Genomic DNA, 12,175 nt, shown 5'->3' with positions numbered 1-12,175 from the left:
TGCCGCTGGAGGCTTACCAGGAACTGCTGCAGGAAATTCACGGCTGCCAGCTGGTGTATTACGAGGATTTTGACCGCAACGAACAGGAAAACAGCTTTCTGGACCAGCAGGCACGCGGTGAAAGCGGGGCACGTGGCGACAGCAACGGCCCCCTGGACCAATTGCTGGAGAGCGGACTGCGGCACCGGCTGGTCGAGGCGATCGAAGCGATTCCCGAGCGCGAGCGCTTGTTGCTCAGTCTCTACTACGAGCAGGAGCTGAACCTGCGGGAAATCGGCGCGGTGATGGAGGTCAGCCAGTCACGAGTGTGCCAGCTGCACAGCCAGGTGATCAGCCGCCTGCGCGCCTTGCTGGCGGAACATCTGTAATTCCATTTCTAAATCATCCGTGCACTTTGTCGGCTTCGCTAGCCGTACGTCTGTACTGTCGTCGCTTCGCTTTCGCGTTCACGAATGATTTAGAAGTGGAATAAGGCGGTAGTGCCGCCGGCCTTCCGGCTTCGGGCTTTTGCCTGCCCAGCCATTCCAGTTCGCGGACGTGCAGGCCTCGCCGGTTCATCTGGCATGACTTATTTTTTGCGCGGAAGTCAAGCCACCGTTTCCCGGGCAGCGCGCCCGTGTCTGGCGCTTAACCGATGGCGAGCCGGTTGCCGCTGGCGGTGCCTGCGTGGTGGCTGCCGTCCGGCCCATACAGGAGCTGGCCCCTGGCCTGCAGAAAACTGATGGATTGCCGGGTGAAATCCAGATGGGTGTGGATCATCACGCCATTGCGATGGTTGTGCTCGCGGGCCATTGCAGCGCGTTCCCGCAGGCTGGCCCAGGCGTTTTTCAGGGCGCTGCCACCGGCTGCAACGCAGGCATCTGCACCGGCACGATCAGCCGCATAACCCATGGCGACTTGTGCCTGCTCGCGCTGGTGCGTCAGTTGCATGATCTGGTCGGCTAGCCCTGACTTGCGCTGGGCAATCGCAGGCAGGGCGGAAAAGTCGCCCCCGGTCATGGCTTGCGCCTCCAGCTCCAGCAGTTCGAGAAAATCCCCGGTGGCGGCATGTTCCCGGGCCAGATGGTGGAGGAGCGCGGCGCTCATGGGGCTTTCGAATTGAGCAGGTCCCGCACTGAAGCCAGGAGGCCATCGGCAATCTTCCCGGGGTTCACATGGTAGCGGCCGGCGCTGATGCTCTCGCGGATTTCGGCAACGCGGGCCGCGTCGAAATCCCCATGGGTAGAGGGCAAAAGCGGTGTCGGCGAAAGCGGCTGTGCCTGGCCCGCGGCTGCGGGGTTCAGGGCCACCGGTGAACCGGCATTGACGCTGTTCCGGGATGCCGCCGGTGCGGAGCTGCCGGCTGTGGGCTTCAAAAAAGTGACGTTTTGATCGATTTTCATGATGTTTTCCTCAAGGGATCTCACCGTTTAACGGCAGCCTGGTTTGAAACTTTAGGGTTACCGGGTAAATAGTCCAAAAAAAGTCAGAGGGACCGCTCCACCACGCCGTTCGGCCGGACGATACCACTGAGCAACTGGCCGCCTTGCAATTTGACCTGAACCAGGGACCCGAGGGCGGCGTCTGACATGGCTTTGCCTTCAGCGCTGACCACAAAGCCTGCTCCCCGGGAAATGACCTTGATGTTTTGTCCCTGCTGCACGAGTATCACGCCGCGCAACAGCTCCCGGCGGATCGGTGCGCCGGAAGCAATCCCGTTCGACGCGGTCATGCCTGTCAGTTGGGAGGGATCGACCACCACACTGGCCGGCAGGGTGGTGAGGTCGCCCTCGCGCAGCGCGACGTCGGCCGGGGTCAGCGTCTGGCCGGCGCTGATGGCGCGCGCGGCGACATGGTAGTGGCCCATCACCGCAATGTAGGCCGGTACATACCGCGTCCACGGTTGCCCCGACAGGCAGCGCACGCCCACCGACACCCGGCCCCACAGGCGGGCCCGAGCGGGTAAAAAAGGTTCCAGTGTTTCACAGGGCGGCAGGGCACCCGACAGCGGCGTGTCGATGGTTATCTCGACCTTGCCGGGAAGGCCTGTCGTCTGGCTGGTCAGAAACTGTTCGATCACAGGGCGAGCACTTCCGGACAGTGGAGCGGGAAGTTGCCTGGCAGCGTGTGCCGGCAAAGTGAAGGCCGCGAGGAGGGCCAACCCCAGCAGCGGCGCTGCAGCAGTGGCCCTCAACCTGAACAGTGTGTTGAGTGCCGGCAGGGAGGGTGTATCAGCGGGCGGGGGTGTGTCTCATGGCGCATGGAAACATTCTAGGCAGCGGGCCGGATCGGGAAAGACTGAAGTGCGGTGCAATTCCGGCGCTGTTCGGTTGATTGGACTTCACGGGGCCAGAAGCTGATTTATTGCAGCGCGGGAAGCTTAAACCTAGAAACCGCAGTTGACCACTTGCGTATCGCTTGCAAGGCCGCATGGCTGCTGACTTTTGTAGCCACGAAAAACTTCACCTTTTGGGCGGTAGCGCTACGTGCCCGATTGAGCCACTCGCGACCGCGCCTGGCTGCGTTGCTCCTCCTTGCAGGCAGTAGCCTGCCGCGTCGTCACGCCTTGCCAGACACGCCCGCAGCGGCCCACTCGGGCGCATTCAACTGCGGTTTCTAGGTTGAATTGACGCTTGAAATCCCGTCTGTTCCGCTGATTGCCGGCGTGAGGCCTGCCTAAAATAATTTTCATCAAAGCCGTCTGGGTAACCAGGCATCGCCACTTCAAACGATGGGGAAACAAATGATCGACAAGCTGGATGCATCGCTTCGCTTCCATCAGGAGGCACTCAACCTGCGGGCCAGGCGGCAAGAAGTTCTCTCAACCAATATTGCGCATGCGGACACGCCCAACTTCAAGGCGCGTGACTTCGACTTCAGCAACGCATTGACACAGGCCGTTGATCGCGGCAGGCAGTCGCAGTCCCTGTCCATGGCGGGTACCTCTTCACGGCACATAGCCGGGCAGGCGCAAACCGGGACGGAAGCAGAGTTGATGTACCGCACGCCCAACCAGTCCAGCATCGATGGCAACACTGTCGAGATGGATGTCGAGCGCGTCAACTTTGCCGACAACGCCATGCGTTATGAGGCCAACCTGACGGTGCTCAGTTCCAAAATCAAATCCCTGCTGTCCGCGATCCAGTAGTTACCAGGCGGACCCTTTTCATGCCAGTTTCCAACCAGTCGCTCAGCATTTTCGACATCGCCGGTTCCGCCATGACGGCGCAATCGCAGCGCATGAACACCACCGCCAGCAACATGGCAAACGCGGACAGTGTCTCCGGCCCGGACGGCCAGCCCTACCGCGCGCGCCAAGTGGTGTTCGAGGTGGATTCGGCGGACGGTCAATCCACAGGGCGGGTCAAGGTGGCGCGTGTCATTGAGGACAACTCCCCGATGCGCATGATGCATGACCCAAAAAATCCATTGGCCAACGCAGACGGCTATGTGGCGATGCCCAACGTCAATGTCGTCGAGGAGATGGTCAACATGATCTCGGCTTCACGCTCCTACCAGGCCAATGTCGAGGTGCTTAACACAGCCAAGTCGCTGATGCTGAAAACCCTGACGATTGGCCAGTAAACATCGCACACATGTTATTTCAACAGGAGATTTTTCAATGGCTGTGAATGCAACTGCCGCATCCGATGCAAGCAGCGCGCTGGGCGCGCTGACGTCGCCGACGGGCTCCAGCGCAGACAGCGAACAGCGCTTTCTCAAGCTGCTGGTCACGCAACTGAACAACCAGGATCCCCTCAATCCCCTGGACAACGCGCAGCTTACGTCTCAGCTGGCGCAGATGAGCACGGTCAGCGGCATTGAAAAGCTCAACAGCGCTTTTCAGTCAATGCTGGCTCAAAGCGGTTCCGGCCTGGTATTGCAATCGGCGGCCCTGATTGGCCGCACCGTGCTGGTACCGGGGACCGAACTCACGCTGGCGCAAGGCGCTGACATCCCATTTGCCGTCGAGGTGCCTGCAGCCGCCGACTCGGTCAAGGTCACGATCACCAATGCGGCTGGAGACACGGTTCGCAGCTTTGACCTGGGCGCCCTGCCGGAGGGATACAAGACCTTGTCGTGGGATGGAAAAAGCGACAACGGGACGCAGCTCGCAGACGGTGCATACAAGGTCAACGTCGCGGCGCTGAACGGTGGCGACAAAGCCGCAGCGGGAACGCTGACCTACGCCAAAGTGACCAGTGTTTCGCAGGGCATTCAAGGTGTGTCGCTGGATCTGGATTCCGGCGAGAAGGCCGGCTTCGGTGTGATCAGGCTGATTCTCTGAGTCCGGCTCCAGTGCCGGCTGTTTTTATCTAACGTCAATCAATACAAGCGAAGGAAATATCATGGGTTTTGCACAAGGCGTAAGTGGTTTGAACGCGGCAGCCAGCAATCTGGATGTCATCGGCAACAACATTGCCAATTCAGGAACGGTGGGCTTCAAGTCGGGTAGCGTGCAGTTTTCCGACGTCTATGCGGGTTCGCGGGCAGGCCTGGGAACCCAGGTCTCCGGTGTTTTCCAGAATTTCGCCTCGGGTTCGGTGCAGACCAGCACACGGGCACTGGATGTGGCCATTGTGGGGGGCGAAGGATTTTTCCGGCTGGCCAGCCCTGGCGGCGAAGTCGCCTATTCGCGCAACGGCCAGTTCGATATGGACAAGGATGGTTTCATTGTCAATGCCAGCGGTTTGAGATTGACGGGTTATCAAGTGGCAGCCAACGGCACGATTGCCGGTGGCAGCCCGACGGCGCTACAACTGCCTACCGGTGCCATGCCTCCGGCGGCCACACAAAGTGTCACTGCCCAGTTCATCATCGATGCCCGCGAAACGATTCCTGCGACCACGCCCTTCGATGCCAACAACTCGGCGAGCTACAACTACTCCAACACGGTCACGGTTTTTGATTCGCTGGGCAACTCCCACGAGCTGTCGAGCTTTTTTGTGAAAACAGGTGTCAATGCCTGGGACACCTACGCCACTGCCGATGGTTACCCCCTGACGGCAACAGGTGCGATGGTCGCGCCACCAACGGCTGCCGGTCCACCCCTGGCCGCCAACAGCGTTGCGCTGACGAGCGGCCAGCTGGGGTTCGACGGCAACGGCCTTCTGATTACCGCCGCACCCACCACATTGGTGGGTGGCAAGATGTCCCTCACAGGTCTGGATTTCGCCAACGGGTCCAACCCCATGACGCTCACGGTTGATTTGACGGGCACGACCCAGGTCGGTACCCCGAGCGATGTCAAGAAGCTGACGCAGGACGGCTACAAAGCCGGCCAGCTGAGCTCGTTTGCCATCAACCAGGACGGCAGCATCATGGGCAAGTACTCCAATGAGCAAAGCAAGGTGCTGGGGCAGGTGGTGCTGTCTTCATTCGTGAACCCGAACGGGCTGGAGCCCAAGGGTGACAACGTTTGGGCCGAAACAGCGGCTTCGGGCCAACCCCTGACGGGCACACCGGGCGCTGGGACCAAGCTGGGCGCATTGATCGGTGGTGCGCTGGAATCGTCCAACGTTGACCTGACTGCCGAACTGGTCAACCTGATCATTGCCCAGCGGACCTACCAGGCCAACGCCCAGACCGTCAAGACGCAGGACCAGGTGGTCCAGGCCCTGATGAACATGCGGTGATGCCGGCGCATAACGGTTTCATGCAAGGCAAGGAGACATCATGGATCGGATGATCTACATCGGCATGGGTGGTGCGAAGCAGGCCATGGAGCAGCAGGCCGCCGTCGCCAACAACATGGCCAATGTGTCAACGCCGGGTTTTCGCGCGCAGATCAATAACTACCGCGCGGTTCCTGTGGTAGGCGATGAAATGGCCACCCGTGTCATGGTGGTCGCCACAACGCAGGGCGCCGACATGCGTTCCGGCCCGTTGATGCAGACGGGCCGTTCGCTGGACGTTGCCGTGCGCGGTGACGGCTGGCTGACGGTGCAGACACCCGATGGCGGCGAGGCTTACACCCGTGTCGGCAATCTCCAGGTGGGCGCGGAAGGGCAGTTGCTGACCATGGACTCGCTGCCCCTGATGGGTGATGCGGGTCCGGTGGTGGTTCCGCCCGGCTCTTCGCTGACGGTGGCCGCCGACGGCGTGATCACCGCGCTGGGCGCGGGTGACCCGGCAGTCGGTGCCGCCGAAGTGGGTCGTCTGAAGCTGGTCAACCCGGCTGTTCGCGACCTGGTGCGCGGCGACGACGGTCTGTTCCGGGTGCAGCCCGGTGTGGCCGCGCCACAGGCCGACCTTGGCGTGCGTCTGCTCTCCGGAACGCTGGAAGGAAGCAACGTCAACGCCGTGGAGGCCATGGTGGACATGATTGCCAACGCGCGCCGCTTCGAGATGCAGATGAAAACCCTGCAGACAGCTGAAAGCAATGACCAGCAAGCCAACAAACTGCTGGCCCACGGCTGATTTCCCGGGCACCGGCATCCTGCTTTTGACATGAACACGGCTTCGGCCATTTTTCAGGAGTTTTTTCATGATTCGTTCCCTCGCCATTGCCAAGACAGGTCTCGATGCCCAGCAAATGCAGCTCGATGTGGTCTCCAACAACCTGGCCAACGTGGGTACCACGGGGTTCAAGCGCAGCCGGGCGGTGTTTGAGGATCTGATGTACCAGAACCTTCGCCAGAGCGGTGGCCAGACGTCCGACCAGACCCGCATGCCTTCCGGCTTGCAACTGGGCACTGGCGTGCGGGTGGTGGCCACGGAGCGTATTCACTCGCAAGGCAACCCGACAAAAACGGAGAACCCGAAAGATATCGCCATCAACGGCGGTGGCTTCTTCCAGGTCCTGATGCCGGACGGCACGGCGGCATACACCCGTGACGGCTCCTTCCAGACGGACCAGAGTGGGCAACTGGTGACGGCCAGCGGGTTTCCGCTGCAACCGGCCATCACACTGCCGCAGAACACCACCAGCATGACTATAGGCCGCGATGGCACGGTGTCGGTGACCCAGGCCGGCAGCACAGCCAGCGTGCAGGTCGGCCAGATCCAGCTGGCGACCTTTCTCAATCCCGCCGGACTGCAGAGCAATGGCGAGAACCTCTACGTGCAAACCGATGCTTCCGGTGGCGCCAACGAGACCGCGCCCGGGCAGAACGGTGCCGGTATTCTTAACCAGGGGTATGTAGAGGCGTCGAACGTCAACGTCGTCGAAGAACTGGTCAACATGATCCAGACCCAGCGCGCGTATGAAATCAACAGCAAGGCAGTCCAAACCTCCGACCAGATGCTTGCGCGCCTGGCTCAGCTGTGATGCGCCGCCCCCTGAGCCGTTGTCTTGCTGGCTGGCTGCTTCTCGGCGCCGGCCTGGTACTGGGCGGCTGCGCGCAGATCCCGCGCGAACCGCTGGTGCATCAACCCATGACCTCGCGCGCGGATGCGCAGGTGCGTCCGGCGGCGCCCGTCAATGGGGCGATCTACCGCACCGGCTTCGGCGCGCAAGCCTTGTTTGAAGACCGGCGGCCACGTTACCTGGGAGACATCCTGACCATCCTGGTCAGCGAAAACGTGAACGCCAGCAAGAACTCGGCGGCGAACGCCAGCCGCAGCGGCAGCGCCAGCGTCGAGCTCGGCCTGATCCCCAAGATCTTCAGTGGCTTGATTTCCAGCACGCAGAATGCCGATGCCGGCGGCAAAAACATCATGAGCGCCAAGGGCGGTGCCAATGCCGCGAATACCTTCAACGGCGTGATCACGGTTACTGTCGTTGAGGTGCTTCCCAACGGCAACCTCATCGTCAGCGGGGAAAAGCAGATGCTGATCAACCAGGGCACCGAGTTCATCCGCTTCTCGGGTGTGGTGAATCCGCGCACGGTCAGCGCCAACAACACTGTGCCTTCCACGCAAGTGGCAGACGCCAGGATTGAGTACAGCGCCAAGGGCTACATCGACGAGGCCCAGACCATGGGCTGGCTCCAGCGTCTCTTCCTCAACGTGCTGCCATTCTGACCATGCAAACACTCTCCTTTCCCTCCCGTCCTGGCAGCCGGGCCATGCGGCCGGTTATTTCCTCCGGCCTCAAGCTGTGCTTGCTTCTGGCTTCGCTGCTGGCTTTGCCTTCTCAGGCAGAGCGCCTGAAGGATCTCGCCAGCATCCAGGGCGTGCGTGACAACCCGCTGATCGGGTATGGGTTGATGGTGGGACTGGACGGCAGCGGTGACCAGACCATGCAGACGCCGTTCACCACGCAGAGCCTGAGCAACATGCTCGGGCAGCTTGGCATCACCATTCCGCCCGGCACCAACATGCAGCTGAAAAACGTGGCCGCGGTGATGGTTACGGCATCCCTGCCTGCCTTTGTGCGGCCTGGGCAAACCATTGATATCACCGTGTCGTCCATGGGCAATGCCAAAAGCCTGCGCGGCGGAACCCTGCTCATGACCCCGCTGAAAGGCGCGGATGGCCAGGTCTACGCGCTGGCCCAAGGCAATATGGTCATTGGTGGCGCTGGCGCGTCGGGCGGCGGCAGCCAGGTCAAGGTGAACCAGCTCAGCTCCGGGCGAATTCCCGCCGGCGCGATTGTGGAGCGCGCGGTGGACTCGCCCCTGGGAGGTGACGGCACTTTCATGCTCGAGCTCACCACCACCGATTTTGGAACCGCTCAAAGGGCGGTGGATGCGATCAACCGCAATCTGGGCCCGGGCACGGCCAATGCCCTCGACGCCCGCGTGATACAGGTCAACGCACCGGCCAGGCCGGAGGAGCGGGTGGGCTTTCTGGCCCGTCTCGAGAGTATCGATATCGCACCTGCGCAAGGTATTGCCAAGGTCGTCATCAACGCACGTACCGGCTCGGTCGTGATGAACCAGGCCGTCAGGATCCAGGATTGCGCGGTGGCGCATGGCAACCTGACGGTGGTGATCAACACCGAGCCCGTCATCAGCCAGCCCAATCCGCTGGCAGGCGGCAGCACCGTCGTGGCGCAACGCTCGCAGATCGAGCTCAGCCAGGGCGGTGGTGCGTTGCAGGTTGTGCGCGGCGGCGCTTCGCTGGCCGACGTGATCAAGGGCCTCAACACCCTGGGCGCCAATCCGCAGGATCTGCTGTCGATTCTGCAGGCCATGAAAGCCGTCGGCGCCCTACGCGCCGAACTCGAAATTATCTAAGTCCATGAGCAGCCCTGGTTTTCCCGCCTCTGCAGGCCTGACACCTTCTGCAGGTGTCCTTGACCAGCGCCTGTCGCTGGACGTGCAGGGCGTTGACGCCTTGCGGCGTACCGTGCGCTCTTCTCCTCAGGAGGGCATGAAGCAGGCGTCCAAGCAGTTCGAGGTGATGTTCATGCAGATGGTGCTCAAGAGCATGCGTGATGCCACACCGGCAGAAGGCATGTTCAGCAGCCAGCAGGAAAAAATGTACACCTCGATGCTGGATCAGCAACTGGCACAGAACCTGTCCGGCCGTGGGCTGGGCCTGGCCGAGGCCATGTTCGCGCAGCTCAACCGTACAACCGGGGGGGAGGCGACCAACAGCACAGCCAGCGCAGTGCCTGCCGACAAGTTGCTTGGCGCGCCCGCTGCCCAGGCCCCGAAGGCGGCATCCACGTTCGAGACCGGGCAGCCTGCGTTCGCCTCCTTCAGCCGGAAACCGGACCTGACCGTGTACGAGACAGCCACCGCCCAGGCCTCGCTGAGCAGGAGTGTGTTGCCGCAAGCCCATGTGGAGCAATTTGTCTCGCGCATGTTGCCGGCCGCAGAGCGCGCCAGCCAGGCCAGCGGGGTGCCGGCGCAGCTGATCATGGCACAGGCCGCGCTCGAGTCCGGCTGGGGCCGGCGCGAGATACGGATGGAAGACGGCAGTTCCAGCTTCAATGTGTTCGGCATCAAGGCCGACCGGAGCTGGAAGGGGCCTGTGGCTGAAAGTACGACCACTGAATACGTTAACGGCGTTGCACAGAAAACCAGGGCCAGTTTTCGGGCCTATGGCTCCTATGAGGAGGCCTTCACGGACTATGCCCGCTTCCTGACCACCAACCCGCGTTATGCGAACGTGCTGGCGACCGACAACCCGGCCGAAGCGGCGCACGGCCTGCAGCGCGCCGGGTATGCAACCGACCCGGCTTACGGCGGAAAGCTGGTTCGCATCATGCAGCAGATGTCATGAGGACAGCATGAACGCATGGACCCACATCGGGGCGGCACTCATACGAATGGCCGCGTCTGTTAACCCGATGCGTCCTAAAGTTTTATCTCATCTGGCCGTTAATAGATGCAGGGCACCTGTATTGGCCATTATTTTCCGGCGAGCCGCCTACCGGGCACGCCACCTACCTTACTAAAGGAGTGTTCATGCACGCAACCACAAGCAATTCCCATTCAACGGCTTCTTCCGCCGCACCTCAAGGTGTGCCCGCGGTGAAAGCGCTGGAGTTTCTCGCGTTCACCCTCGGCGAGGAAGAGTATGGGATCGACATCCAGAAAGTGCAGGAGTTGCGCGGCTACGACACCGTGACGCGGATTGCCAATGCGCCCGAACATATCAAGGGTGTGGTCAACCTGCGCGGCATCATCGTGCCCATCATCGACATGCGCATCAAGTTCAATCTTGGCACGCCCACCTATGACCAGTTCACGGTCGTGATCATCCTCAACATCGCCAGCCGCGTCATGGGCATGGTGGTCGACAGCGTCTCGGATGTGATCACCCTGAGCCCCGAGCAGGTCAGGCCCGCGCCCGAGATGGGCTCGGTGCTCGATACCGACTACCTGATCGGGCTGGGCACGCTGGATGAACGCATGCTGATCCTGGTCGATATCGACAAGCTCATGTCCTCAGCAGAGATGGGGCTGATCGAAAAATTGGCGTCCTGAGTTCAAGCCGCGATTGGCTCACCGCGCGCTGGCCCTTGCTACAACTGCTTAAAGGAACGCTCATGTACGCAACCATCCGCCACCCCATCCTATGGCGGCGGCCGTGATGCACGCTGGTGCTTCTGACGCGGCCCCGGTGGAGCGATCTGCCTCGCGAGCTTTCAGGTCGCTGACGCGGACCCTGGCCATCGCCGGAACGGCAGCTCTCCTGATCGGGACCCTGAGCGTTCTCGGGATATTTTTCGCGCTCGCCTATCCCCACCAGCAAGCCAGTGCGGCCCAGTACGCAGAAGCCAAAGCGGCCGCCATTGCCCAGTCGATAGATGTATTCGACCAGACCATGCGGCTGACAGCTGAAAACGCATTTGGCGGCTTTCGCAAGCAGTTTGGTCCGACGCTGACCCTGGTCGATGAAGCTTCGGGAAAGCTGACGAATTACGGCGGCCCGCTCAATGACAGCCCCACTGAGGTCGACAGTTTTGCCCGTGACTTCGCCGGGGGCAATGCGACGGTGTTCGTGGTTCGGGGCGAGGACTTCCAGCGGATCACCACGTCGGTCAAGAAGGAAGATGGCGAACGTGCCGTGGGAACCTTGCTGGATCGAAGAAGTCCCGCTTATGCGGAATTACGCGCAGGACGCAAGTTTGTCGGGCGAACAAGGCTGTTCGGCCGGCCTTTCATGACCGTCTATGAACCTGTTCGCGACGAAGCCGGACGTGTCGTCGCCGTGCTCTACATCGGCCTGGACATTTCCAGGCAGGAGACCTTCCTGCGCGAGGCCGTGGACAAGAGCCGGATTTTCGAAACCGGCGGTCTTTATGTCCTTGATCCCCGTGGTGGAGCGGCCAATGCGACCCTGGTGTTTCATCCTGTGGCGGCGGGGAAAAAATTGACAGACGTATTGCCCGGGCGCGCGGAGGAGTGGCTTGCGGCCCTGATGGGTGCTGGTTCCCAGCGGATTGCTCATGCGCCGGCAGTGCTGGCCACGGACAGCGGCACGGGTCGATTTGCAAGTGTTGCCAAGAGCCAGGAGACTGGCTGGCTGGTTGTCGCGGAAGTACCGGAGTTGGAGGCCCTGGTGGCCTTGTACCGGCAGATCGCCTGGCTCAGTGCTTTCATTTTTGTGGCGGCCGTGATTGCCGGGTTGGCTGCGATGGTATTTATCCGGCGCACTGTGCAGCCTCTGGGGCTATTGAGCCAGCATGTACAGGCGATCGGGCAGGGTGACCTGTCCCAGTCGCTCGACTCGGCACGCCGTGACGAGATAGGTGTCATCACCCGCGCGACAGAGGCTATGCGCCAAGGGCTGGTGCAGATTGTCGGCAACGTCCGCCAAGGCACAGACACCATAGCCACCGCCTCCAGCCAGATCG

Annotated in this window: 15 protein-coding genes; 12 read left to right on the top strand and 3 right to left on the bottom strand. The window is 61.6% G+C overall.

Annotated features, from left to right (window positions below; all coding sequences use genetic code 11):
* On the top strand, positions 1–368 hold a 368-nt coding region (locus tag ABI660_RS21215), incomplete at its 5' end, for a sigma-70 family RNA polymerase sigma factor (RefSeq protein WP_348071860.1).
* A 259-nt stretch (positions 369–627) separates the two neighbouring features.
* Here the strand turns inward: ABI660_RS21215 and ABI660_RS21210 are convergent.
* The 3 genes from ABI660_RS21210 to flgA form a co-directional block, all read right to left on the bottom strand.
* The gene (locus ABI660_RS21210; protein WP_348071858.1) at positions 628–1,086 is read right to left on the bottom strand and encodes a flagellar protein FlgN; all 459 of its coding nucleotides are present in this window, start codon (positions 1,084–1,086) and stop codon (positions 628–630) included.
* On the bottom strand, positions 1,083–1,382 hold the full coding sequence (gene flgM / locus ABI660_RS21205; protein ID WP_348071856.1) for a flagellar biosynthesis anti-sigma factor FlgM: 300 nt from the start codon (positions 1,380–1,382) through the stop codon (positions 1,083–1,085). The genes ABI660_RS21210 and flgM overlap by 4 nt, the downstream gene beginning before the upstream one ends.
* 83 nt (positions 1,383–1,465) lie before the next feature.
* A complete protein-coding gene (flgA, locus tag ABI660_RS21200) occupies positions 1,466–2,059 on the bottom strand; it encodes a flagellar basal body P-ring formation chaperone FlgA (protein ID WP_348071854.1) in 594 nt (197 codons plus the stop codon).
* A gap of 663 nt (positions 2,060–2,722) precedes the next feature.
* Here flgA and flgB point away from each other — a divergent pair.
* From flgB to ABI660_RS21145, 11 genes are all read left to right on the top strand, one after another.
* A complete protein-coding gene (gene flgB, locus ABI660_RS21195) occupies positions 2,723–3,127 on the top strand; it encodes a flagellar basal body rod protein FlgB (RefSeq protein ID WP_348071852.1) in 405 nt (134 codons plus the stop codon).
* 20 nt (positions 3,128–3,147) lie between these two features.
* The gene (flgC, locus tag ABI660_RS21190) at positions 3,148–3,564 is read left to right on the top strand and encodes a flagellar basal body rod protein FlgC (RefSeq protein ID WP_348071850.1); all 417 of its coding nucleotides are present in this window, start codon (positions 3,148–3,150) and stop codon (positions 3,562–3,564) included.
* 37 nt (positions 3,565–3,601) lie between these two features.
* Complete coding sequence (locus tag ABI660_RS21185) at positions 3,602–4,267, top strand: flagellar hook assembly protein FlgD (RefSeq protein ID WP_348071848.1); 666 nt, start codon at positions 3,602–3,604, stop codon at positions 4,265–4,267.
* Positions 4,268–4,328: 61 nt separating this feature from the next.
* Positions 4,329–5,615 (top strand): flagellar hook protein FlgE, encoded by a 1,287-nt coding sequence (gene flgE, locus ABI660_RS21180; protein ID WP_348071846.1) that lies wholly within the window; start codon positions 4,329–4,331, stop codon positions 5,613–5,615.
* Positions 5,616–5,655: 40 nt separating this feature from the next.
* Positions 5,656–6,399: a flagellar basal body rod protein FlgF gene (locus tag ABI660_RS21175; protein ID WP_348071844.1), complete on the top strand. Its 744-nt coding sequence runs from the start codon at positions 5,656–5,658 to the stop codon at positions 6,397–6,399.
* A 67-nt stretch (positions 6,400–6,466) separates the two neighbouring features.
* Positions 6,467–7,249, top strand: a complete 783-nt coding sequence (gene flgG, locus ABI660_RS21170) for a flagellar basal-body rod protein FlgG (RefSeq protein WP_348071842.1) — start codon at positions 6,467–6,469, stop codon at positions 7,247–7,249.
* Complete coding sequence (locus ABI660_RS21165; RefSeq protein ID WP_348071840.1) at positions 7,249–7,944, top strand: flagellar basal body L-ring protein FlgH; 696 nt, start codon at positions 7,249–7,251, stop codon at positions 7,942–7,944. The genes flgG and ABI660_RS21165 overlap by 1 nt, the downstream gene beginning before the upstream one ends.
* A gap of 44 nt (positions 7,945–7,988) precedes the next feature.
* Positions 7,989–9,101: a flagellar basal body P-ring protein FlgI gene (locus tag ABI660_RS21160; RefSeq protein WP_348071862.1), complete on the top strand. Its 1,113-nt coding sequence runs from the start codon at positions 7,989–7,991 to the stop codon at positions 9,099–9,101.
* A 4-nt stretch (positions 9,102–9,105) separates the two neighbouring features.
* Positions 9,106–10,095, top strand: coding sequence for a flagellar assembly peptidoglycan hydrolase FlgJ (gene flgJ, locus ABI660_RS21155; protein WP_348071838.1), 990 nt, complete (start codon positions 9,106–9,108; stop codon positions 10,093–10,095).
* Positions 10,096–10,280: 185 nt separating this feature from the next.
* Positions 10,281–10,802: a chemotaxis protein CheW gene (locus ABI660_RS21150; RefSeq protein WP_348071836.1), complete on the top strand. Its 522-nt coding sequence runs from the start codon at positions 10,281–10,283 to the stop codon at positions 10,800–10,802.
* A gap of 106 nt (positions 10,803–10,908) precedes the next feature.
* A partial coding sequence (locus tag ABI660_RS21145; RefSeq protein ID WP_348071834.1) for a Cache 3/Cache 2 fusion domain-containing protein occupies positions 10,909–12,175 on the top strand: 1,267 nt, incomplete at its 3' end.

Source organism: Polaromonas sp. (assembly GCF_039930745.1).
Classification (GTDB): Bacteria; Pseudomonadota; Gammaproteobacteria; order Burkholderiales; family Burkholderiaceae_C; genus Polaromonas.
Note: the sequence above shows the minus strand (reverse complement) of the source record. Positions and strands in the feature narration are given on the sequence as shown.